21 protein-coding genes and 1 pseudogene are annotated in these 24,463 nt (G+C 47.4%); 10 read left to right on the top strand and 12 right to left on the bottom strand.

Features of this window, described 5'->3' with window-relative positions:
- Positions 1–25: 25 nt before the first annotated feature.
- The 3 genes from DWY63_RS08515 to DWY63_RS08505 form a co-directional block, all read right to left on the bottom strand.
- Entirely contained in the window at positions 26–1,480 is a 1,455-nt protein-coding gene (locus DWY63_RS08515; protein ID WP_117801868.1) for a serpin family protein, read from the bottom strand.
- On the bottom strand, positions 1,477–2,037 hold the full coding sequence (locus tag DWY63_RS08510; RefSeq protein WP_117801867.1) for an RNA polymerase sigma factor: 561 nt from the start codon (positions 2,035–2,037) through the stop codon (positions 1,477–1,479). The genes DWY63_RS08515 and DWY63_RS08510 overlap by 4 nt, the downstream gene beginning before the upstream one ends.
- Positions 2,038–2,160: 123 nt before the next feature.
- Positions 2,161–3,843, bottom strand: coding sequence for a phospho-sugar mutase (locus tag DWY63_RS08505; protein ID WP_117801866.1), 1,683 nt, complete (start codon positions 3,841–3,843; stop codon positions 2,161–2,163).
- Between the two features lie 397 nt (positions 3,844–4,240).
- Here DWY63_RS08505 and DWY63_RS19115 point away from each other — a divergent pair, with 397 nt between their 5' ends.
- Positions 4,241–4,315 carry a DUF6783 domain-containing protein gene (locus tag DWY63_RS19115; RefSeq protein WP_368249205.1) on the top strand — a complete coding sequence of 25 codons (75 nt, stop codon included), beginning with the start codon at positions 4,241–4,243 and terminating at the stop codon, positions 4,313–4,315.
- Here DWY63_RS19115 and DWY63_RS08500 read toward each other — a convergent pair.
- The 6 genes from DWY63_RS08500 to DWY63_RS08475 all read right to left on the bottom strand — a co-directional run bounded on the left by DWY63_RS08500 (position 4,294) and on the right by DWY63_RS08475 (position 10,453).
- Positions 4,294–4,962, bottom strand: coding sequence for an SGNH/GDSL hydrolase family protein (locus DWY63_RS08500; protein WP_117801865.1), 669 nt, complete (start codon positions 4,960–4,962; stop codon positions 4,294–4,296). The two genes, DWY63_RS19115 and DWY63_RS08500, sit on opposite strands and share 22 nt — an antisense overlap.
- A 327-nt stretch (positions 4,963–5,289) precedes the next feature.
- The gene (locus tag DWY63_RS08495; RefSeq protein ID WP_243001869.1) at positions 5,290–6,324 is read right to left on the bottom strand and encodes a TRAP transporter substrate-binding protein; all 1,035 of its coding nucleotides are present in this window, start codon (positions 6,322–6,324) and stop codon (positions 5,290–5,292) included.
- A 16-nt stretch (positions 6,325–6,340) separates the two neighbouring features.
- Positions 6,341–7,630: a TRAP transporter large permease gene (locus DWY63_RS08490; protein WP_117801864.1), complete on the bottom strand. Its 1,290-nt coding sequence runs from the start codon at positions 7,628–7,630 to the stop codon at positions 6,341–6,343.
- Entirely contained in the window at positions 7,630–8,262 is a 633-nt protein-coding gene (locus DWY63_RS08485) for a TRAP transporter small permease (protein ID WP_117510066.1), read from the bottom strand. Before DWY63_RS08485 ends, DWY63_RS08490 begins: the two co-directional genes overlap by 1 nt.
- A 104-nt stretch (positions 8,263–8,366) precedes the next feature.
- Positions 8,367–9,128: a type I 3-dehydroquinate dehydratase gene (aroD, locus tag DWY63_RS08480; RefSeq protein ID WP_117801863.1), complete on the bottom strand. Its 762-nt coding sequence runs from the start codon at positions 9,126–9,128 to the stop codon at positions 8,367–8,369.
- A 110-nt stretch (positions 9,129–9,238) separates the two neighbouring features.
- On the bottom strand, positions 9,239–10,453 hold the full coding sequence (locus DWY63_RS08475) for an MFS transporter (protein WP_055226273.1): 1,215 nt from the start codon (positions 10,451–10,453) through the stop codon (positions 9,239–9,241).
- 279 nt (positions 10,454–10,732) lie between these two features.
- Between DWY63_RS08475 and DWY63_RS08470 the strand changes: the two genes are divergently transcribed.
- From DWY63_RS08470 to aroE, 4 genes are all read left to right on the top strand, one after another.
- On the top strand, positions 10,733–11,680 hold the full coding sequence (locus DWY63_RS08470) for a LysR family transcriptional regulator (protein WP_117801862.1): 948 nt from the start codon (positions 10,733–10,735) through the stop codon (positions 11,678–11,680).
- A gap of 71 nt (positions 11,681–11,751) precedes the next feature.
- On the top strand, positions 11,752–13,773 hold the full coding sequence (locus DWY63_RS08465; protein WP_117801861.1) for an oxidoreductase: 2,022 nt from the start codon (positions 11,752–11,754) through the stop codon (positions 13,771–13,773).
- 50 nt (positions 13,774–13,823) lie between these two features.
- A complete protein-coding gene (locus DWY63_RS08460; protein WP_334294737.1) occupies positions 13,824–14,714 on the top strand; it encodes a quinate/shikimate dehydrogenase in 891 nt (296 codons plus the stop codon).
- A gap of 201 nt (positions 14,715–14,915) precedes the next feature.
- Positions 14,916–15,788, top strand: a complete 873-nt coding sequence (gene aroE / locus DWY63_RS08455; protein ID WP_055218962.1) for a shikimate dehydrogenase — start codon at positions 14,916–14,918, stop codon at positions 15,786–15,788.
- Positions 15,789–15,946: 158 nt separating this feature from the next.
- Here aroE and DWY63_RS08450 read toward each other — a convergent pair whose 3' ends face one another.
- Both DWY63_RS08450 and DWY63_RS08445 read right to left on the bottom strand, forming a co-directional pair.
- Positions 15,947–17,734, bottom strand: a complete 1,788-nt coding sequence (locus DWY63_RS08450; protein WP_055267792.1) for an ABC transporter ATP-binding protein — start codon at positions 17,732–17,734, stop codon at positions 15,947–15,949.
- Positions 17,735–17,745: 11 nt separating this feature from the next.
- The gene (locus tag DWY63_RS08445) at positions 17,746–19,533 is read right to left on the bottom strand and encodes an ABC transporter ATP-binding protein (protein WP_055267790.1); all 1,788 of its coding nucleotides are present in this window, start codon (positions 19,531–19,533) and stop codon (positions 17,746–17,748) included.
- A gap of 201 nt (positions 19,534–19,734) precedes the next feature.
- On the opposite strand from DWY63_RS08445, the gene DWY63_RS08440 reads away from it, so the two are divergent.
- Both DWY63_RS08440 and DWY63_RS08435 read left to right on the top strand, forming a co-directional pair.
- On the top strand, positions 19,735–20,640 hold the full coding sequence (locus DWY63_RS08440) for an AraC family transcriptional regulator (protein ID WP_055267788.1): 906 nt from the start codon (positions 19,735–19,737) through the stop codon (positions 20,638–20,640).
- 273 nt (positions 20,641–20,913) lie between these two features.
- Positions 20,914–21,417, top strand: a pseudogene (locus tag DWY63_RS08435) (DUF6017 domain-containing protein); the annotation flags it as partial.
- Between the two features lie 71 nt (positions 21,418–21,488).
- Here DWY63_RS08435 and DWY63_RS19110 read toward each other — a convergent pair.
- Positions 21,489–21,806: a helix-turn-helix domain-containing protein gene (locus tag DWY63_RS19110; protein ID WP_242998350.1), complete on the bottom strand. Its 318-nt coding sequence runs from the start codon at positions 21,804–21,806 to the stop codon at positions 21,489–21,491.
- A 259-nt stretch (positions 21,807–22,065) separates the two neighbouring features.
- Between DWY63_RS19110 and DWY63_RS08425 the strand changes: the two genes are divergently transcribed.
- The 3 genes from DWY63_RS08425 to DWY63_RS08415 all read left to right on the top strand — a co-directional run bounded on the left by DWY63_RS08425 (position 22,066) and on the right by DWY63_RS08415 (position 24,448).
- Complete coding sequence (locus tag DWY63_RS08425) at positions 22,066–22,749, top strand: response regulator transcription factor (protein ID WP_055267786.1); 684 nt, start codon at positions 22,066–22,068, stop codon at positions 22,747–22,749.
- A gap of 96 nt (positions 22,750–22,845) precedes the next feature.
- The gene (locus DWY63_RS08420; protein ID WP_055267784.1) at positions 22,846–23,784 is read left to right on the top strand and encodes an ABC transporter ATP-binding protein; all 939 of its coding nucleotides are present in this window, start codon (positions 22,846–22,848) and stop codon (positions 23,782–23,784) included.
- Positions 23,762–24,448 carry an ABC transporter permease gene (locus tag DWY63_RS08415; RefSeq protein ID WP_117510060.1) on the top strand — a complete coding sequence of 229 codons (687 nt, stop codon included), beginning with the start codon at positions 23,762–23,764 and terminating at the stop codon, positions 24,446–24,448. The genes DWY63_RS08420 and DWY63_RS08415 overlap by 23 nt, the downstream gene beginning before the upstream one ends.
- The last annotated feature ends 15 nt before the right edge of the window (positions 24,449–24,463 follow it).

Here is a 24,463-nt window from a genome sequence, read left to right as displayed (position 1 = left end):
GAGTCGGACAGTCCGACTCCTTTTTTCACTTCCCGTCGATATTTCTTACAACTCCCGAGAACAACAGCGATCCGTCCTGCCCCGTAACAAGAAACAGGAATGGACGATCCAGTACGAAATCGATTTCGTCGTCCGGGATTTCTGCTGCGGTTTCTGAAACGCCAAGTTCTGTATAGGCTGCTCCGGTTACTCCGTTTTCATCAATTTCGAGCATGGCGGCGTGGTCTGCTTTGCTCAGGTATAAGCCATTCCTGTTCTCTGTTAATGGACTGAAATCCGCCAGATCCGCATCCAGTGCATCCGTTACACCAAGTGCACGCACCGTTTCGATCAGGTCTGTTTTCTCCGATACTTTAAATTTAGGAACAGACAGATTCACCATAGGGGAATACCAGTTATCACTGCTTTCATCCCGCCGTATAACCTTCATCAGATCCGGCGATGATACCAGTTCACTTACATCTGCATTTTCATCCGGAAGCAGGAAATACATAGAGCCGCTGTCCTGAAGGCTAAGACCGATTGCCGTAAATTGTTCTCCCTGGTAGACATCCATCCGTTCCGTTTTTTTCATCATATCCACATCGGTGTCTCCCGCAGTTCCGTGGAACGTTTCCTTCTCTGTATTCACTTCCCAGAAATTTTCCCTCCACATCGCCTTATAATAGATGGTAGATACAAGCTCAAACACGGTATCCGGTGCGATCGCCATGTCTTTCGTATATTCCTTCAAAAGCCCGCCGGTATTATTATCCGTCCAGGTCTGCAATGCCTGATCCATTTCTTTTGATCCTGGCGTTCCTCTGAATGTCGATGCATAGTACTGCTCCGCCAGCCGCTGCAGCGTTGTGTCATTGTATGTTTCCTCCTTGTCCAGCCACAGCGAATTTGCCAGCACACTTTTCAGCGCAGGCGTATCTGCATAATTACTTTCCCAGAGCGAAGAAACATTTTCCCGCAACGTATCCATATCCTGAGCACCAAGCATGTCGAGAATCTGCTGCCGTGTATTTCCATCTGAAGTTTCCGCCAGCATCGCAAATGCGATATACAGATTGATCGGCGAGCAGACGGTATTTTCATTTTCCGAAACCAGCATCTGTTCTATCAGGTTCTGATAATACGCATCCATTCCTGTCTGCAGTTCTGCTGATTTTGCTGTCAGCTCCCGGTACGAATCCCACCAGTCCCAGTGTGCATCGCTTTCCATAAATTTCTGCGCATCCATCGTCCGCGCCACAGATGCCGGATAAGCCGCCAGAACCGTCGTTACCCCCGACGGGTAACGGACTGCAGAACCCTCCCGACCGTTTCTCCATGTCATAACCCCCAGCACAGTTCCGCCGATGATTACCGCGCAGGCTGCCGCGGCCGTCCATTTTTTCCATGCAGCCCTTCGTGAACGCTGATATTTCCCCGCGTTTTCCACCATACCAGGATCCAGATTTCCCAACGTTTCAAATAATTCTTCTTTCTTCATACTTCGAACCCCCTTTCCGTCAAGTGTGTATGCAGTTTCCCGCGGATCCGGTTCAGCGTAACTGAAACATAGTTTTCACTTCTTCCCAGCCGATCCGCGATTTCACCGATACTGTCTACATACCAGTACCGCAGGACAAACATGCATCGTTTCTCCTCCGGCAGCTTCTGCAGAAACTGATTGATCTCCGCGATCAGTTCTTTCATCTCCCACTGCCGCTCAATATCATCTTTCCCCGAAACACATTCTTCCAGCTCGTCCAATACTGCATCCATCTGACTTCCTCCGCGTTTTTTGCGATGCATTTTTCGATACAGATCAAACGAAAGATTTCTCGTTATTTTTCCAAGAAATGTGGATAACAGAGACGGCCGGTGCGGCGGCATAGCGTTCCACGCGTGAAGCCAGGTGTCGTTGACACATTCTTCTGCATCCGCCGGATTCTGCAGAATATTCTGTGCAATGGACGTACAGTATGTACCATATTTCATCGCAGACTCGCTGATCGCTGTTTCGTTCCTGTCCCAGTACATTTGGACAATATGAGTATCCTCCATATGGAAATCCCCCCTTTCACCTATCATCACGCCATTTTGCAGAAAATCTTACACTTTTCAAAAGAAATTTCGGTTCAAAAAAGGGCGTGACCAAAGCCACGCCCTTCCATTCTTTTATTTTCTTTATGCCAGAATCGGTTTCAAAGCCTCTGCGAGTTTTTCTTTCTCTGCTTCTGCCTCTGCCAGATCCTTACCAAGTGTTGTGTAGTATACTTTGATCTTCGGCTCTGTTCCGGACGGGCGGACGATGACGGTTTCACCGTTTGCCAGCTTGTAGATCAGAACGTTTGCGGATGGGAGTCCTGTTTCTTCCGGTTTCTCGTAATCGGTTACTTTGACAACAGCGGAACCTGCGATCTCGGTCAGCGGCTCTTTTCGAAGGCCATTCATAATACCGGCCATCTTGTCCATTCCGCTAAGTCCCGGGAACTCGAAACTGTCTACTTTGTTCAGGTAGCGGCCATACTCGGCATAGATCTCTTCCAGTCTCTGTTTCAGAGAGCTTCCGATGCTTCTGTAGTAAGCTGCCATCTCGCAGATCAGCATGGAGCCGATGACTGCGTCTTTATCTCTTACATACGGGCCAGCCAGGTATCCGTAGCTCTCCTCGAATCCGAAGATGAAGCGGTCTACTTCGCCGTCTGCCTCCAGGTTTGCAATCTGATCGCCGATCCATTTGAATCCGGTCAGAACGCTGCGGAGCTCTACGCCGTAGTGCTCTGCAACTGCATCTGCCAGCGGTGTAGACACGATGGATTTTACAGCAACCGGTTTCTCCGGCATGGTGCCTTTCTCGATGCGGCCTGCGCAGATGTAGTCGAGAAGCAGAACGCCGACTTCGTTTCCGGTTACCAGCTCATAGCTTCCATCCGGGCATTTCATGGCGATACCAACGCGGTCTGCATCCGGGTCGGTTGCCAGCATCAGGTCTGCGCCGGTCTCTTTTGCAAGATCCAGGCCTTTTTCCAGTGCTGCAAAGATTTCCGGATTCGGATAGCTGCAGGTTGTGAAGTATCCGTTCGGATACTCCTGCTCCGGAACGATGGTAATATCGGTGATGCCGATGTCTTTTAATACGCGCGTAACCGGTACAAGACCAGATCCGTTCAGTGGGCTGTAAACGAGCTTCAGTCCGGCGGTTTTACACAGACCCGGACGAACCTGACGGGATTCGATTGCTTCATACAGGGCATTCTTGCAGTCATCGCCGACGAAACGGATCAGTCCCTCTTCTACTCCCTGTGCAAACGGCATATATTTTACGCCGGTCAGGATGTCGGTCTTCTGAATCTCTGCGTATACGATTGCAGCAGCATCGTCGGTCATCTGGCATCCGTCCGGACCGTAGGCTTTGTAGCCGTTGTATTTTGCCGGGTTATGGGATGCAGTGACCATGATACCTGCGTTGCAGTTATAGTAACGGGTTGCAAAGGAAAGTGCCGGTACCGGCATCAGTGCATCGTAAATTCTGACTTTGATTCCGTTTGCAGCCAGAACGCCTGCTGCTGTTTTTGCGAAAACATCGCTCTTGATACGGCTGTCATAGCTGATGGCTACGGTCTGGTTTCCGCCCTGTGTTTTTACCCAGTTTGCAAGGCCCTGTGTTGCCTGACGCACTACATAGATATTCATACGGTTTGTTCCTGCGCCAAGTACACCACGAAGTCCTGCGGTTCCGAATTTCAGAGATACAGCAAAACGGTCCTTGATCTCCTCATCGTTTCCTTCAATCCGTGCCAGCTCCGGGTTCAGGTCTGCGTCTTCCAGATCAGCTGCCAGCCATCTCTTATACTCTTCCAGATACATATCTTTTTCTCTCCTGTTCTATTCTTTATTTGTAACTATTCAGAGCCATGCGAAACGGAAGAAAATCGCGAATCATGCTTGCATGAATGCGCGGTTTTCTGGAATTTCATATGGCGAGAAGCAACATCGAAATGCAGCGCAAGCGGAATCGAGATGGGGTTCTGAATAGTTACCTTTCTTTTATGTCTCACTCTTATGTCCCCATGTAGCGCCACATAAATGTATGTATAGTCATAATATACCATAACTGTCCCAAAACAGCAATTATTTTGGGTAATTTAAGCAAAATTTTACCGATTCTTTTTCTCTTTTTTCGACTCTGTCCGCTGTTTTCAGACAGAACAGGACAAAGAAAAAGCGAGGACCCCAATAACGATTCCCGCTTTTTGTCTACCTTATGAGGGCAAGCCATACCGCAAAGTGGCGCTTTCAGATTGCGGAAATGGTTTTTCAAGCATGCTCCGGTCTGTGATTATAGTCGAATCCGCATTTTTCCAGAAATGCCCGTGCGATCACTGTAGCGCCGATCTGGTTCGGATGGATTCGATCCCAGGCGATGTAGGAGGAATGGCGGTACTGGAAGTAATCGTTGAAGACGGCCTGCAGGTCGATAAAGCGGCAGCCGTATTTCTCAGCCAGCTCGCTGCAGATCGCGCCGTAGGTGTCCATGCGTTTTCTCATCCAGTCCTCCCCATTTGGCTCCATGTAGTATGGGGTCATGAGGAAAATTCCTTTTACATTATCTTTTACGGAAAGAATCATCTTCTCGACGTTGGAACGGTACTCCTCCGGCGATACCTGCTCGTCCGGCATAGCCGGGCTGTCGAACTGTCTCCAGACGTCGTTGATGCCGATACAGATGGATACCCAGTCCGGTTTTAAGGATACGACATCACGGTCGAAGCGCTGCAGCAGGTCGCGGCTTGTGTTTCCACTGATACCGGAGTTTGTCACGCGGAGATATATCTCCGGGTAGAATGCTGCGAGCATGTTCTCGACAATTCGAACGTAGCTCTTTCCGACATTTTCAAATAAACCTTCCCCCACCGGCTGTGCACTTTCCATATCCGTTACGGAATCTCCTGCAAATACAATCCGGTCCATGTGATTAAAAATCATTTCTTTGCCTCCCTTGGTCATAATAATAGATCAAAAAAAACTTCCAAATCCCATTATAATCTTGTAATTTCGACGGTACAAGGCAGATTTTGTAAATTTAAAGCGATTTTAAAGCGATCCAGACAAAAAAACGACTGCGAAGCACCGTTTTTCAGCGCCCCGCAGCCGGGAAATTTCTTTTTTTGCAACGATTCAGAGCCATGCGAAGCCGAAGAAAAATCGCGAAACACGCTTGCATGAATGAGCAATTTTTCCGGAGTTTCATATAGCGAAAAGCAACATCGAGATAAGGCTCTGAATCGTCACCATTTTTTTAGTGAATAACGCTCAGTTTTCAATCCCATCCATATACGCATTGTAAATCGCCGGATCAATATTCTCCTCAATCGACTTATACACACTCTTCGATGCCTCTCGGATCTCCGCTCTTGTCTGGTCATCGAGTGTCAGAATCTTCGTTCCGCTCTCCTCGATCGTCGCGATCTTGTCGGCGATACGGGCATCGGACTGCTCTCTTGCGTACTCGGTCGCAATCTTTGCGGCCTCTGTCATGATCTCCTGCTCGTCCTCCGGCAGAGCTTTGAAGAAATCGTCGTTGACAATCAGGGAAATCAGATGCGGCAGATGGTTCGTCTCCACTACGTAATCCTGCTGCTCATACAGGTTATTCGAAACGATGACCTCATACGGGTTCTCCTGCGCATCAATCGTGTGCTGCTGCAGGCCGATGTAAACCTCACTGAAGCTCATCGGCGTCGGGTTGGCACCGATGGCTTTCCAGAATGCCAGATGGTAGCTGTTCTCCATGGTACGGATCTTCTGACCCTTGAAATCCGAAAAGCTGTAAACCGGCTTATTCGTACTCATGACACGAAATCCCTGATCTGCCATACCGAGCAGGTGATAGCCGCCTTCTGTGTAAACATTGCTGATCAGCTCGTAAAACTCCGGATTATCAATCTTCTCACGGCATTCATCGAGAGAATCAAACACACACGGCAAATCAAACACGGCAAGATCCCCCATAAAAGAAACCTGCGGTGCCGTATTCTGTACGACAAACGGAATATCGCCGTCAGCACACGTTTCCAGCAGATCGCGGTCGCCGCCAAGCGTTGAGTTTGCGTAAACCTGAATTTTCATCCTTCCATCGCTCAGCTCTGAAATCTCTTCCGCAAACTTCTCAGCGAAGATCTGCGTTACCGTGTCCTCCGGGCTCGCCGTTGCCAGCGGCCAGGAATAGCGCTGTGTCGTCTCTCCATCGGAAGAGCCGCAGCCGGCAAGCGATGCGCCAAGCGCAATGACAGCGGCAAGTGCCGTCACTTTTCGGAAAAGCTTTTTCTTTTTTGTCATCTTTTTCATTGTCCTTCGCTCCTCCCTATAAAATTCCAATCGAAATCACCGGAATAAACGTAATCAGCAGCAGTGCCACAAGGAAGAAACCGATCATCGGCATAGCCTTCTTTGCGATCTGCATGACCGGAACCTCGGTCAGGGAGCTTGCCACGAACAGGTTGACGCCGATCGGCGGTGTTACGAAACCAATCGCAAGGTTGACAACCATGATGACACCAAACTGAATCGGATTCATGCCGATCGCCTGTACAATCGGCAGAAGGATCGGCGTCAGAATCAGAATCGCCGGGGTCGTATCCATAACCATTCCGACAATCAGCAGGAATACATTGATGATCAGAAGGATCGCAACCGGGCTGTGGAAGTTGTTCAGGATAAACTCGCTGACCGTCTGCGGTACCTGCATCAGCGTCAGCACACGGGAAAATGCCGTCGATGCCGCCAGAATAAACAGGATCGGGGTGAAGGTACGAATCGCCTCAACCAGAATGGACCAGATGTCGCGGATGCGGATACTCCTGTACACAAAAAGGCTGATGATCAATGCATAGAATACGGAGATAACAGCCGCCTCAGTCGGGGAAGCAACACCGCTGTAGATACAGCCAAGGATGATCACCGGACTGAGCAGTGCAAAAAAGCTCTCTTTTAAAACGCGAAGCAGGCCTTTGTCATGCAGCACTTTGACTTCTGCATGGATCTTCTCTTTGTCCTCCCCATACCGTTTGCAGTGATAAACGGCATAAACCATCAGCAGCAGACCGATCATCAGACCCGGTACAATTCCGGCAAGGAACAGGTCACTGACCGAAGCGCCGGAAGCCATACCGTACATGATGAACGGAATACTCGGGGGAATGATAACGCCAAGGCCGCCGGCAACTGCCACAATCGCTGTGGAGAATGTCAGATCATAACCAAGGGTAGTCAGAATCGGGATTGTCATGCTTCCGACAGCAGCAACGGTCGCCGGAGCGGAACCGGAAATCGCACCGTAAAAAAGGCAGGTGACGATAACCGCGCACGGCATACCTGCGGTGAATTTTCCGAGAAAATAGGCAAAGACATCAAACAGTTTTTTGGAGATGCCTCCCTTAGCCATGATGATACCGGAGAGGACGAACATCGGAACTGCCAGCAGAGGGAAGGAATCGAGTCCTCCGAACATGGCACGGATCAGATATTTGGCTCCTACCGTAAAAGACGGGTCAAACACCGACGGAAGCACAGATGTGATTCCAAGTGTAATCGATACCGGAACAGCGATGACCAGCAATGCAACAAAAATCAGAAATAATACTACGACTGGCATTAGCGTTCCTCCTCATTCGAATTTTTAATCGTATGGATGCGGTTGTCGATACCCGCGTTCAGGGCATTTTCTGTGGCGTTATCTGCTCCGGCATTTGCCTCGATGAAGGACTCCGGCGTATTTCGCTCCGGATGCGCCGGGTCGAAAACATTCTCACCGCGTGCCACACGGAACTCGATCATCCACCGCTGCAAAACACGGAAGGCAACCAGTACAAAGGAGACAAGCGGTGCTGCCTGGATAAAATACATCGGGATTTTGCAGGCCGGGGAAAGCTGGCCGCTTTTAACTGACGACATCATATAAGAAAAAGCAAACGGAATCATATAGATGAAAAAAATCAGTTCAAACGTATGATTCACAATTTTGAAGATGGCTTTTCCTCTCCGCGGGAAAATCGCAACAAACTGCTCGATCTTGATGGAAAGGCATTTTTTGCTGCAGTAGCTGACGCTTAAAAAACCGCACCAGATAAAAATATATCTGGTCAGCTCTTCCGACCACGACAGCGACATGCCAAGGACGTAGCGGCAGAAAACCTGAATTCCCATGATCAGCGTCATGGCGATCAGACCGATCACAAGAAGAAATTCTTCCAAGTTTTCATCCAGCCAGTGAAATACTCTCTTCATAAAAGGCATACCTCCGTTAAATTTATAACAGAACAATAATACAAAAGGGACATCGGCATCAACAGCAAAGCTAAAAATACCGGTGTCCCCTAAAGAAAAAACGGTTACATGGCTTTGTGAAGCAGATCCAGAACGGTGCTCAGATCATTCACACCCATCTGACCCGGTGCGGATGCTTTCTTTGCCGCGCCGAAGGTCATGGAAGAGCCAAACACCTCACCGCAAAGACGGCTGATCACGCCGGTGCCTGCCATCGACATGGTGATGATCGGTCTGTCCGCATAATTGGTGGTCATTTCCTCTGTTGCCGCAAGCAGGGTCAGAACGTCTTTCTTATTCTGCGGCATAACAGCGATCTTCGGAATATCTGCGTTCATATCCTGCATTTTGCGCAGTCTGTAGATGATGTCTGCTTTTGCAGGAGTTTTGAAGAAATCATGGTTGGAAGCAACAACCTTTACGCCTGCTGCGTGTGCACCGTCGATGATCTTCTTTACAATGTCATCTCCGGTAAAGATCTCAACATCCACCAGATCCACATATCCGGTCTGTGCTGCTTTGATGTTCAGCTCCGCATAGGCTGTCGGCTCAATCGCTTTTTCACCGCCCTCTTTGGAGGTACGGAATGTCATCAGAAGCGGAATATTGCCGAGTGCTTCGCGGAGGTCTTTTAACACGTCCTCTACCTGTGCAAAGTCGAATACACCCTCGAACCAGTCTACACGCCATTCTACAACGTCAACCGGAATCGAATGGAAAGTTTTTGCTTCTTCGATGATATCGTTTTTGGTAACGCCTACGATCGGAACGATGATCTTCGGTGCACCGGCACCGATTTCAATATCACGAACTTTTACTGTATTCATGTGTTTTTCCTTCTTTCTTCAATATTAACCCTGACTTTTCTTTTGCAGGCTTTTCTTTTTCACGCCCGGATTCCCTGGTACTTCGTACTCCCGCAATCCTTAACCTCATTTTAGTTGTCCTGCTGTGCAAGTTCAACCATTTTTTTATAGCGAATGTTTACAAACAGTCCAAGCGCAACACCAACTGCGGTCAGAACGATGTTCATGGTCATAACGCCGGACGGCTGCATTTTAGATGCTGCGGTCAGGATGGTGTAGTTGCAAAGAGAAGATGCAATCATAACCAGTGCGGTTACGGTTCCTTTGATTTTCGGGAACAGCATATTGCAAACGGAAGTTGCGATCTGAAGCAGTCCGCCTGCGCCTGCCCATCCGATAATGAAAGCACCGGCAATCATCAGCGGTTTGCTCTGTCCCATCAGGACAGCAATCATAGTTACAAGGCAAATGGCCGGGTAAACAACGATGAAACGAACATCTTTGATTTTTCTGGTCAGGAACGCTGTTACGATCAGTGCCAGCATGGTTCCTGCAGAATAATAGGTCTGCATGATGGACGGATCAGCCCAGCCTACATTCTCTTTTGCAAAGTTCTGTGCACAGTTCAGCCACAGCTGGAAGGTACCGGTGCAGGTGAATCCGATCAGGATCATGGCGATGGATTCGAAGGAGAAATGTGTATGTTTCAGACTGTCGATCAGGCCCTCTTTTTTGCCGGATGCTTTCTGGTCAGCGTCTGGCAGCGGGAACAGGAATACCAGTACAAAAAGTACGATATAAGCGATTCCGCATCCGTAGAATAACGGATTGTAGGAGGTAAGGCCTGCTGCTGTAGAAGTAACAGCTACACCAAGAACAAATGGAAGCAGCATCTGAGCAATTGCGATGAAGAATTTGATTCCCATGGTAGCAACGCCAGGAGCTTTGTAAATAATCTCGGATACTGCCGGGTAAATACCGGTATCCAGGAAGGAGTTTGCGATACCGCCGATGATGGCGCATACGTAAGCGATGGTGTAACCGCCGTGTGTTCCTGCATTAAATGCAAGAGCAAGGCCGATCAGGTAAATTGCATAGGAAGCACTTCCGATTGCAGTGGAAATGCGGCGTCCGAGTTTGTCGGACAGAGGACCTGCAAATGGCAGTGCGATCAGACGGCCAAGACCGAGTGCTGCGGAAATTGCGGTAATTGCCATTGCTTCCACTCCCCAAGCTGCTGCCAGAGCCTCTTTGATGACTGCCTGGCCCAGGATGGAGCATCCAACACCGTGGATAAAGTAGTTCAAGTACAGAATTAATGCACTTGGCAGGTATTTCTTGTTCATGGTTTCTCTCCTTTTTAAATAGATTATGTTGAGGTCAAATTGTCTTTTTCCTCTGTTCGGTTCATCCTTTTGTTTTGTCACAAACAACAGATTACCAGTTTCGTGAATGTTAAAAAAATAACATTTGCCTTTATTTTAACAGTGAAAACGTGTACGGTCTAATGCTTTTAAAGGAAAAAACCAATGCATTGAATGCATTGATGTGGTATACTTGAGTTATCATAATAAGAGGAAGCAAAGACTTTCTTACGGAACCATTTTTTCAGGAGGAAAATCCACATGACACTGAATCAGATTCTCTATTTCCGAAAGGTTGCCCGGCTGGAAAATTATCACCAGGCAGCAGAGGAACTTTATATTTCCCAGCCATCCCTGAGCCGTTCGATGGCCGCCCTTGAAAGCGAGCTTGGAATCACGCTGTTTGAAAAGAAAGGGCGCGGTGTTGTCCTTACCAATGCCGGCCGCCTTTTTCTGGAGCATGCAGACCGGATCGCGGGCGACTGTGACATTGCGGCAGGTAAAATGAAAGAGCTCGCCTCCGGTGGCGGCAAAATCAATATCGGTTATATTTTTCCACTTGCCGGACATTATATTCCGCACAATGTCCGCACCTTTCTGGACAAAGAAGAAAATAAAAACGTTGCCTTTAGTTTCTGGCAGAACCATACCCCTGCCATTGCACAGAAGATGAAATCCGGTGAACTCGATCTTGGGTTTGGCGGCTTTTTAAAGCGCGATGACATGGAGTTTTTTCCGTTGATCCAGCAGCCGCTTGTCATCGTATCCCCGGAACAGCATCCGATTGCCGATGAACCGGAGGTTCCGCTTGTAAAGCTTACCCGTTATCCGGTGATCGGCTACGACCGCGCCTCCTGGATGGGAGCTTATACCGGTCATCTCTACCGAAAATATCAGCTTCATCCGAATATTATCATGGAATGCCCGGATGAATATTCGATTGTGGCACTGGTGCGCGAAAATTTCGGTATCGCGCTTATGCCGCGAACCGATATTCTGGAACAGGCAGACGGCATCCGTATCCATACGCTGAACGGTCTCGAGATTTATCATCAGACCTTTATGTTCTGGATGAAGAACCGCTACCGGCTTCCGGCTGTCGAACGGTTTACCGAATATATGAAACAGCACGCTGACATTATCGAAGAAACCGGAAATGATAGCGAAAACGTATCGAAAGTTTATCTGAAAGATATTGTTAATTTTTAGTCGAAAGCGTTATGATGAAATTGTCACAAACAGAGGATTACCGCTCATGTAATGAATAAGGAGAAATTTTCATGAAGAGTGCTTACCCCAAAATTTTTGAGCCAATTACAATCAAACGAACAACGATTAAAAACCGTATTGCAATGACCCCGATGGGAACCAACTACGGTGAGACAAGCGGTGAAATGAGTAACCGTCATATGAACTACTACTCTCTCCGCGCAAAAGGCGGCGTTGGTCTTATTATTCTGGAGAACGCCAACATCGAGTACCCGGTCGGTTCCAACGGAACCAGCCAGATCCGTATCGACCACGACAGCTTTATGCCGCGCTACTATCAGTTAGTCGAAAACCTTCATAAAAACGGTGCTACCGTAGCGATCCAGATCAACCACGCCGGAGCTTCCGCATCTTCCGCAAGAACCGGTATGGAAACCGTTTCTTCTTCCAACATCCCGACAAAAGCCGGCGGAGAAACCCCTCGCCCGATGACAAAAGAAGAAATCATGACAACCGTGAAAAAATACGGCGAAGCTGCAAAACGTGTGCAGGCCATCGGCTTTGATGCCATTGAAATCCACTGCGGCCACTCCTACCTGATGAGCCAGTTTATCTCCCCGTATTACAATAAAAGAACCGATGAATTCGGTGGTTCCGTAGAAAACCGTCTGCGCTTCCCGCGTATGGTTCTCGAAGAAGTACGCAAAAACGTCGGACCGTGGTTCCCGATCATCGTTCGTATCTCTGCCGAGGAGCGTGTTCCGGGCGGAAACACCCTGGAAGATACCCTGAAATACCTGGAGTACCTGGATGAATTCGTAGATATGTACGACGTATCCTGCGGCCTCAACCCATCCCTGCAGTATCAGATCGATTCCAACTTTCTGCCGGACGGATGGCGTTCCTACATGGCAAGAGCCGTAAAAGATAAATTCAAAAAGCCTGTGATCAATGCCGGTAACTACCGCGACCCGAAGGTCGTTGAAAAAGTTCTCGAAAGCGGCGATGTAGATATCGTCGGTATGGGACGCGGCCTGATCGCTGAGCCGAACTGGGTAAAGAAGGTGGAAAACGGCGAGGAAGATATCCTTCGGAAATGCATCTCCTGTAACGTCGGATGTGCCGGAAATCGTATCGGTGTCAACCGCCCGATCCGCTGTACCGTAAACCCGGCTGTTCCGGAAGGCGATGTTTACAAATCACTGAAAGTGAACAAAAACTGTAACGTTGTTGTTGTCGGCGCCGGTACTGCCGGTATGGAAGCAGCCTGCACCGCAGCAGAAGTCGGATGCAACGTTTTCGTACTTGAGAAAAACGATCACATCGGCGGTCTTTCCACTTTCATCTCCGATCTTCCAAGCAAGACCCGTATGAAAGACTTCCCGAAATACCTTGAGGCAAGAGCCGCCAGACTGAAAAACCTGTATATTTTCCTCAACACCGAAGCTACGGTGGATAAGATCAAACAGTTCAAACCGGACATCATTGTAAACTCCACCGGTTCCGTTCCGCTTGTTCCGCCGATCAAAGGCCTGAAAGAGAACATCGATGCCGGAAACGTAAATACCATCTTTGGTATGATCAACAATGTAAACGCCGGAAAATATCCGGAAGAAGCCTGTCAGGGCAAGAAAGTCGTTGTAGTCGGCGGCGGTTCCGTAGGACTTGACGTTATTGAATACTTTGCACCGAGAGGCGCCGAGTGTACCATCATCGATATGCTGCCGCAGATCGGTATGCTTGCAGACCCGATCACCAAATGCTCCATGCGTGAGACACACGACAAATACGGTGTAAAAGAATATGTCAACACTGCTCTTCAGGAAGTAAAAGAAAACGCATTCACTGTAAAGCTTCCAGACGGAACCATCCAGGATCTCACCTTCGATTATGGATTCAACTGCCTTGGAATGCGCTCCAACAACCCGGTTCTGCCGGAGCTTCAGGAAGCATTCGCCGATACCCATACTCATATTTATACCATCGGCGATTCCGTCCGCGCACGCCGCATCATGGAAGGTACCATGGAAGGCCGCGCGATCCTGAATGTACTGGAGTCCCAGGGCTACCTGCATCTGGAGCCGCTTGAGTAATCACTGAATCACTTTCTTACACAATATAAAAAAACAGAAAAGAGGAAAATATCATGCCAAATATTACAGGACATACCGAATTAGTTGGATTAATGGCTTACCCGATCCGTCACACCCAGTCTCCGACAACCCACAACCTTGCATACGACAAAAACGGAGATGACGTCATTCAGCTTGCTTTCGAAGTTGATAACGATTCTTTAAAAGATGCTGTGCAGAGTATCCGCGCGCTGAAAATGCTCGGTTCCAATATTTCCATGCCAAACAAAACTGTTGTCCACAAATATCTGGACGAAGTAGATGAAGCAGCTAAGTTATGCGGCGCTATCAATACCGTAGTCAACCTCCGCGACGAAAACGGTCAGGTAACCGGAAAACTGAAAGGCTACAACACCGATGGTATGGGATACTGGCAGGCACTGACCGAAGAGGGCATCGATTTCAAGGGAATGAAGATGGTCCTGATCGGAACCGGCGGTGCTGCTACTGCAATTGCAGTGCGCGGTGCTCTGGATGGAGTTGCAGAAATTGAAATCTTCAACATCAAAGACAAATTCTACAGCCGTGGAGAGGAAATTGTTGATCTGATCAATAAGAACACCAACTGCAAGGCTACCATGAACGATCTGGCAGACAAAGACCTCCTGAAAGAAAAAATGTACGCAGCTGACCTGTTCTGCGATGCTACCGGCGTAGGAATGCATCCACTCGAAGACCTTTCCAACATTCCTGATCCTTCCTTCTTTAAAAAAGATCTCATCGTAACGGATACCGTTTACGCTCCGCGCGAAACCGTTATGATGAAACAGGCAAAAGAAGCAGGATGTGAGAAAGTATTCAACGGCATGGGCATGATGCTGTTCCAGGCACTCATCGCAATCAAGCTGTACACCGGAAAAGATACTCCGGTTGACTACATGAAAGAGAAACTTGGAATCTGATTTCCGGGCGAATCTTTTCCATCTTAAACCTTAATCAAAAACCAACACGAAAAGAGGAAATGAACTTTGCGTCATTTCCTCTTTTTTTCTTGCTTTCTTTCGGCATCTGGAGTATAATTCACTTCATATAGTAGCAGTTTAAAGTGCTACAGCACGATTTATCATCATGCGGAAATACGAGGAGAGAGAGGATTTCAAACTATGTCAAAACACATCACAGGACACACCGGATTATTATGTTTACTCGGAAGCCCGGTTGCACACAGTGTTTCTCCGGAAATGCACAACGAAGCATGCGACCAGCTCGGCCTTGATTATAGCTACCTTGCCTTTGATGTACCGGAAGACAAAATGCCGCAGGCAGTCGAAGGACTCCGCACCATGGGTGCAAGAGGCTGGAACATCACCATGCCTGGCAAAAATATCATGTGCAAATTGGCAGACAAGGTTTCTCCTGCTTCGGAGATCTCCGGCGCATGTAATACCATCGTCAACGACAACGGCGTTCTCACCGCTTACACCACCGACGGCGTCGGCTTCATGAGAGCAGTTGCAGAAAACGGCGTAGACATCATCGGCAAAAAGATGACTCTGCTCGGTGCCGGCGGCGCTGCTACTGCAATCCTGGTACAGGCAGCCCTCGACGGCGTGGCTGAGATCAATGTATTCAACGTCAGAGACAATTTCTTCGGAAGAGCCGAGGAAATCGTTGCAAAACTCAATGAGCGTACTTCCTGCAAGGTTACCCTGCACGACTTCTCCGATCCGGAAGTCCTTCGCGCATCCATCGCAGACAGCGCCATTCTTGTCAATGGAACTTCCGTCGGAATGGCTCCAAAAACCGAGAACACCATCATCACCGACACAACGATGTTCCACAAAGACCTCTTCGTTTTCGATGTGATCTACAATCCGCAGGAAACCCGCCTGCTGCGTGAGGCAAAAGAGGCTGGATGCAAGACCGGAAACGGTATGTACATGCTGTTATACCAGGGAGCTGCTTCCTTCAAACTGTGGACTGGCGAGGATATGCCGGTTGAGATCATCAAAGAGAAATACTTCTCCGGAAAATAAGAAGAACTCCTGCTTTGCCGAATTTTCCGCCTGCGGCGGGTCGCTTCGGCGACACGCGCAAAAAGCGACACGAACAAGAAACGGCAAAAGGCTTCTGCCACGGATTTTTATCCGCTGGCAGAAGCCTTTTTTATAATCTTTTTTATGATCTTTTTTGATCAGCCCGCTTTCTGTACTTCATCAAGCTGTGCTGTATACAGTTTATAATAATGGCCTTTCTTTGCCATCAGCTCATCATGTGTTCCGCTCTCCATAATACCGCCGTTATCGATATACATAATCTTATCGCAGTTGCGGATCGTAGACAGACGATGCGCAATGATAAATGAGGTTCTGCCCTTCAGCATGGCATTGAGTCCCGTCTGCAGTGCTTTTTCGGTCTGTACGTCAATGCTTGAGGTCGCCTCATCGAGAATCAGAATGGCCGGATCGGAAAGCAGGGTACGCGCAAACGAAATGAGCTGCTTTTGTCCCTGGCTCAGCATGGAACCACGCTCCCTTACCTCCGTCTGATAGCGATCCGGCATTTTGCTGATAAACTCGTCCGCACAGACAGTTCTGCTCGCCTTCACAATCTCCTCATGCGTTGCGTCAAGCTTTCCGTAACGGATATTATCCTCAATATCTCCCGAGAAAATAAAGCTGTCCTGCATCATAATACCCATCTGCTCACGCAGGGAATGAATGGTCACCTGCGAGATATCCTGTCCATCGATCAGGACGCGACCGCCATTGACATTGTAAAACCGTGAAATCAGATTGACAATCGTACTCTTTCCGGCTCCGGTCGGTCCGACAAGCGCCACACTCTCACCCGGTTTTACCGTAAACGAAACATCGTTTAAGATCTGTTTTGACGCATCGTACGAGAAATTTACGTGATCGAAGGTCACCTCACCGCGGATTTTTGGCATTTCAACGGCATCTTTTGCATCCTTTACCGTCACCGGCTCATCCATCGTCTCAAAGATACGTTCCAGATACGCAATGTTGTTGATAAAGTTATTGAAGATGTTTCCAAGGTTCATGATCGGCTGCCAGAAATACGATGCATAGCTCGAAATCGCTACAATCGTACCAACCGACTTATTTCCCTGCCCGAAAAGGATCAGACCGGACAGAAAAATGGCAGCACGCACGCAGACGGAAATTGAATCGATACCCGGCCATACCAGGTTGGAATAGCGAACTGCTGTATTCCATGTTCTGCGGCAATCCTTGGAAAGATCTTTGAAAATCTCCGCATTCTCATCCTCTCGTGCAAAGATCTGCGTAATGCGGGCTCCGACAATATTCTCCTGCAGATAGGCATTCAGGTTTGAGTTCTTGTTCGAAACTGCCTGCCATGCACGTCTCTGTTTATTCTTGATCCAGACCATGAAAACGCACAGCACTGGCACGCCGCAGAGCACGACAAATGCCATCTGCACATCAACCAGAAACATGAAAATCACGATAAACAGAAGGTTGAAGCTCTCCAGAACGATGTTGATCAGACCATTTGACAGCATATCCGATACCGAGTTGACGTAGTTGACAACCCGAATCAGGATCTTGCCGTGCGGGCGGTCATCGTAATACTGGAACGGCAGCTCCTGCAGATGTGCAAACAAATCTTTTCGGATATCATAGATGATACTCTGACTGACATCCACCATAATGCGGCTTCGGATTGTTGTGAAGATCACGCTCACCAGATAGATGCCGACCAGCATTCCCACAAGAGAAAATAAAAGCCTCTCGTTTTTCTCCGGAATTGCAAGGTCCAGCGCCCGCTGGATAATCATCGGCGCCACATAGCCGGACGCACCGCCGATGCCACTCAAAAGGATCGCAAAAACCATCCGTTTTGCATATTTTTTGATATAGGATGAAGCTCTGAGCAGATGCTTGATGTCAAACGGCTCTTCGAGCACTTCATCCTGCTTGTATGTATTTTTTGCCATTGCTTCCCCTCCTACAGTTCATCCACACCGGTCTGCAGCTTCACCAGTTCATAATAGTAACCCTTCTTCTCCATCAGTTCCTCATGTGTTCCCATTTCTTCAATATAGCCATTTTGCAGAACAATAATCTTGTCCGCTGTTTTCGTTGTCGAAATTCGCTGTGCAATCACAATCTTGGTACATGGAAAATCAAGCTCCCGTAAGGACTGCTGAATCTGTTTCTCTGTTTCCATATCAACCGCCGATGTTGTATCGTCAAGAATCAGAACCGATGGACGGATCGCCAGTGCTCTTGCCAGAGAAATTCTCTGCTTCTGGCCTCCGGAAAGACCAACACCGCGCTCTCCGACCAGGGTATCGTAGCCCTCCGGCATCTTTGAAATGAAATCTGCCGCAGCGGAATACCTTGCAAACTTGACAACCTCGTTCATCTTGATCGAATCATCGCCGTAGGCAATGTTTCCCTCGATCGTGTCAGAATACAGCAGAACATCCTGCGTGGCAAGTCCGATCTGTTTTCGGAGATCATACAGCTTCAGCTGTTCTACAGGAATTCCGTCAATCCGGATCTGTCCTTCTGTCGGCTCATAAAACCGCGGGATCAGATTGATCAGCGATGTCTTGCCGCAGCCGGTCTCGCCCATGATCGCAACCGTCTCGTTCGGATGGGCCGTGAAGGAAATATTGTGCAGAACCGGCAAATCACCATCCTCGTATTGGAAGGAAACGTTATCAAACTCGATTTTGCCTTCAAACCGCTCCGGATGGGAAACGGCATTTTCTTCGTCCCTGATTTTCGGTTCGGAGTAATACAGCTCCATGACCTTTTTCGACGCTGCTGAGAACCGCTGAAATTCGTTCATGATATTTCCCATCTGACGCATCGGATTGGCGATTGCCCAGATGAGGCCTGAAAATGCCACATAGTCTCCCATAGTAAGCTGTCCTCTGATCATAAAAACACCGCCGACTGCGAGCAGGACAACCGGCATCAGGTTCGCAATACTCTCGACAATCGGGAAAAATTTCAGCCATACCATTCCGGTTGCCTTATTCGTCTCCGCATAGTCGGTATTGGCACGGTCGAATTTCTCGATTTCGTAATCTTCTCTTGCAAACGCTTTGACAACGCGGTTTCCGGAAATATTCTCCTGTGCGCATGTATTCATCTGTGCCAGTTTTTCACGCAGCGCCGCATGCATCGGGGCAACGCGGTTCCGGAACAGATAGATAATCCAGAATACAAACGGTGAAATCACAAGAACGCACAGTGCCAGCTTCCAGTTCGTATACAGGAAGAAAACGGCCGCTGCAGCAAACAGAGAAAATGACTCAACCACCATTCGTACGACCCATGCAACCATGTGACGCACCGCATCCAGGTCTCCTGTCTGCCGTGTCATCAGATCTCCTGTCCGATAGGTACTGTAAAACGTCATATCCTGACGCTGAAGCTTGTCGTACAGATAATTCCGCACCCGGTACAGAACACTCTGCGACACCGTCTCATAGATCATACAGCTGCCATAAACAACGATAACACGCAGGAACGTAAAGCCGACCATCGCAAACAGCAAGCGGTAAAGCAGGTCACGGTGTACCTGAAGATTTGTCGCCGCGTTCTCCCCCGTTAAAAACAGATCCACAATTTTTCCCGAAAAATAGGGAATCGTAAGCTGCAGAATATTGTACAAAACGGTTCCGAGAATACCGACAAAGTACAGCGCCCGTTTTCCCTCCATGTTTTCCCACAGCCACGCAATTTTGTTTTTCGGGAATTGTTTCGTGTTGCTTTTCATGTTTTCATATCCCCCCTTATCTTAGGAAATTGAGTTACCAAATTCAGCATTAATTTTCTTTCAAATGCTTTCGCCATTGTATCAATTTTCATTTGGATATGATATAATGCGACTGTACAAAAATAGAATGTTTCTATTTTTCCGAAACTGATATTCCCAGAAAAATACTGAATATTTTTTACCTGAAGGGGGACTTTTCCGTTGAAGAATCTTTTTGAATACAGTGACATCCTGCACTCGCCGATTGAAGCCTTTTCCTGCTGCTCCGACAGTTTTTCCATGCCGGTCAAATCCCACTGGCACTATTTTACGGAGGTTCTTTATCTGCAGGAAGGTTCTCTTCTCGTGAGCTGCAACGATTCCGTCTACCACATAAAACCGGGCTCTTTCATCCTGTTTCCTCCACAGACGGTCCACGCACTTGCCGCAGACCAGGATCGGCCATTCCGCTATTTCTGTATCAAATTCAACCTGAACCGCATCCAGCTCACCGGAAGCTACCTTCCGAACCTGAGCTTTGCTTTCCATAAAATCGCCACGATGACCTATCCTTCGCTTTTGTTTACGCAGGAAGATCTCTCAGAGCTGAATCTCCATGATTTTTTTGTAACCCTTGAGAGGGAGGCTCTTGAAAAGAAATACGGTTATGATGCCTATATCTATTCTCTCTTTTCCACACTGTTTCTCCGGCTTCTGCGTATCTGGCACTGCCAGGGAATCTGTTTCAATCCCGAATCGATTTCCGAAAGTGAGGAACAGAGTATGCAGGATATCCTCGTCTATCTCGACCGCCATTCCCAGGAAAACATCAATATCGAGGCACTGGCACATAAATACAACATGAGCTACTCCTATTTTGCCAAACTTTTTCTGAAGCATTACGGGCAGAGCTGTAAGCAGTATATCGAGTTTATCCGCCTGAACAAGGTTGAAAACCTGCTTCTTTTTACCGACTATGACCTGAACTATATTGCAGCCGAGACCGGCTTTGCGGACTGCAGTCATCTGATCCGCACCTTTAAAAAGCGGTACCAGATCACCCCGCGGCAATTCCGTCAAAAGCACCAGACCACGGTTTCCTCGTCTCTCCCGGCGAAGCTGGGATAATCTGAAAATGAAAAAACCCTGCAAAAAAGAGCGTTGCCATAAGAAAACATGAAAAAAACCAGTAAAATCAATGTTTTTTAGGGCAGCGGAAAACGGGGCAGGTCAAAACAACTGAATAATCAGACAGAAACAGGGTGTTGTCAAGCATGACAGCGCCCTTTTCTGTTCCCCGGCTAAGCCGCAGATTTTGAAAAAGTCTGCGGCTTTTCTTTTTGCCCAAACGCAGAAAGGAGGCGACGGCCTATGTACTTCACTTCCGGCAGCGACCGGGCCTTTGAACAGCCCAAGCCCCGGCCAGAGCAGCCGGACGAGGCGGCACCGGGATTGGAAAACTCGGTGTTGGAAAATCCAACATCGGATAATCCAACACCGGGAAACCCGACATTGGAAAATCCAATGCAATTAAATAAAGATATATCAAGTAAAGAAAAAACAACTACGGATGTATCAATTACCGATTCCATTCCTATCCTTTCCCGACCCTTCCCATCGGAGGACGAAGCGGCACAGCCGCCGGAACGGAAAGGAACGGGAGCGAAATCACAGAGCGCCATAGAGATTTATCGTGAGATCATCATGGACAACATCGAGTACGAACACCTTTGCCAGCACGCCAAGGGCATTGACCGGGAAACGCTGGACGAGATCGTGGACTTGCTGGTGGAAACCGTGTGCAGCGTCCGCAAGACCATCCGTATTGCCGGGGACGATTACCCGGCAGAGCTGGTGAAATCCAAGTTTATGAAGCTGGACAGCTCTCACATCGAGTTTGCTATGACATAATCGGCAATTATCCAAAACGCCGGGCGCGGAGGTGTCAAAGCCTCTGCGTCCGGCGCTCTTTTTTCTTATGCCTGCCCCATTGGGAAGTTAGGCAGTTCTTCCAACAGTTTCAGAATAAGGTGCTGCTTCATATCTTCGTCAACGGCCAACTCGTCGATCATGGGGGTGTAGTGTTCGATCACTTTTTGTTTAGCCCATAGCTCACCGGCGACGGCGGCCCTGATGGTAGCTGTGTCCAGTAACATTTCCTGTTCGGCCATCGTGTCAACTCCTGTCGTTTTTTGTCTTATTCCAGCATACCACAGAACCGGCGGGAAAACCAGCGCCGGAAAGATTTTCCTACGCATTTCAAAGCCCGTTCCGACGGGTATTTGATAAATCATTCTGCCACCCCATCGACCACCACCGAAAAGCCTTGATTTCCGTGGGCTTTTTGCCCCCTAAATGCGTAGACAGGAGGGGCTTTTGCTGGCTTTTGGTTTCATATTTCCAGTGTACCCAGCAATAGAAATGTGTTCTTCTAACATCTAATAATTCATATTTTATGCCTTGTATTCTCTCCTGAAAGGAAATATAATTAAATCTATTAGAGATAAAAAGTGTAGTACAATGCTGACATAAGGCAGGTGAACATAGAACAACATGAAAATTTTGATTGTTGAGGATGATTTAGAGATCAGCAAATTGCTGGCTGATTTTTTACAGGGAAATGGATATGAGGTGCTTTGTCAGTATGATGGGCTTCATGTGTTAGACTGCATACAAGAACATCAGATTGATCTTATTCTGCTTGATATAATGCTGCCTTATCGGAGTGGTGATACTATACTTGCGGATATTCGTAAATTCTCAACGGTTCCTGTCATAGTAATTTCAGCAAAGGAAACAACACAGAACAAGATTGATTTGTTGCGGCTTGGTGCGGATGATTACATTACAAAACCTTTCGATATGGAAGAAGTTCTCGCCAGAATTGAAAGCAACTTACGCCGGATTCAATTTCAAAACAGCACGCCGTCATCTTTGAAGTGCAATGATTTGGTTTTAGATTTAGACGGCAACAGAGCTATGCTACAAGGGGCGGAGTTACCTTTAACTGCGAAAGAATTTGCTATACTGGAATTGCTTATGAAATACCCGGACAAGATCTTCTCAAAGGCGAATTTGTTTCAAAGTGTTTGGAATACAGAGTATATCAGCGAGGACAACACCTTAAATGTCCATATTAGCAACTTGCGAAACAAGATGAAAGCCATTTGCCCGGATAAAGAGTTTATAGATACTGTGTGGGGCATTGGATACCGTTTGCATAAAGCCGAGGGGTAAGCTCTTGGCTTTATGCTTTTTTTATGGTTTCCAAATAGAAATTAAGAAATTCTTTATGATTTCCCCTTACACTAAAATGTAAAGGAGGATGACAACATGAGTTCTGTTATTTTGGAAGCACATGACTTAACAAAAGAATACCGGCACACAGTTGCCTTAGATCATATTGATTTGAAAATTGAAAAAGGGAAAATTTATGGCTTCATAGGCCAAAATGGAGCAGGAAAGACCACCTTTTTGAGATTGGTTACAGGATTAGCGTTTCCGACAAGCGGCACCTTATCGTTGTGGGGGAAAACCGTCGAAAAGGAATTGCAGGAACAGAGAAAGCGGATCGGTTGCATGATCGAAACACCTGCGCTTTTTCCGACAATGACCGCTTATCAAAATATGGAGATACAGCGTATCCAACGTGGTATCCCTGACAAAGCAGTTATCCAAAAAACTTTAGACATGGTAGGTCTGAAAGATACCGGGAAAAAAGCTGTCCGTAATTTTTCGCTGGGGATGCGACAGCGATTGGGTATTGCAATCGCACTATTAAATACACCAGAATTTCTTATTTTGGATGAACCGATCAATGGGCTTGATCCTGCTGGAATTGTGGAAATTCGTAATTTGCTAAAGTCCCTGAATAAGGAATACGGAATGACGATATTGGTATCCAGCCATATCTTAGAGGAACTGTATCAGACAGCATCAGAGTTTATTTTAATAGACAAAGGCAAAATTATCGAAGAAATATCAGATCGAGAACTAAATGATCGTTGCAAACGGCATATCGCAATAAAGGCAACTGATCCACAAAAAGCTCTGATCGTTTTGGAAGAAACGCTACACACAGATAGTTTTAAGCTGATGCCAGATGGCATAATTCGCCTATATGATTATCTCGATGATATGGAAAAAGTGGCTGCTGCTTTGTCAGATGCACATATTCTCGTTACAGGTCTTTCTGTGGCCGGTGATACATTAGAAGATTACTTTTTAAGCAAAATAGGAGGGACAGGAAATGTCAAATCTCCTAAAAGCTGAATTTTATAAGCTGTTCCATAGCTGGTATTTTTGGGGGATAGGATTGTTTAATCTCCTTTTAAGTAGTGTGTTGTTACTGGATAGCGTTGGGGAAACATCCAACCTTTTCTTTGCTTCGATATACAATATGCCAATCCTATATTTCCTCACAATCATCTTTTCTGCCCTGTTTGTTGGAAATGATTTTGGCAGAAGAACATTACAATCATATATCAATGCCGGACATCGACGCGGAAAGATACTATTTGCGAAGCTGGTAGTTCATCAAATCGCCTGCATGGTTATCCTGTCTTTTCCACTGTTGTTACATAGCATAATTGGTACGTTTGTCACTAAAGGAGCATTGGCAAGCATCGGCATAGTTGTAATGGTGATTGCTTCGCAATTTGCAATGTGCCTATTACCTTTTTTCTTTGCCTTCATTTTCCGTGATATAGGAAAGAGTATGGCTGTGCCGATGGTACTCTTTTTCTTAATGGTCTTTTTGATGAATGGAGATCAAGTGCAGCTTATCTCACAAATATTGCCTATGGGCCAGCTTCGGCTTATGGCATTGCAACAATCCAACATATCCGGCGGGCAATTCATGTTTTCAGATTTTTTATGGGTACTGGCATTATGCTTAGGTACTTATCTGTGGTTCCGACGCTCGGATTTGAAATAACAAGGAGGTGTGGGA

The sequence above is a fragment of the Blautia sp. AF26-2 genome (assembly GCF_003460955.1).
GTDB classification, from domain to species: Bacteria; Bacillota; Clostridia; order Lachnospirales; family Lachnospiraceae; genus Fusicatenibacter; species Fusicatenibacter saccharivorans.
Note: the sequence above shows the minus strand (reverse complement) of the source record. Positions and strands in the feature narration are given on the sequence as shown.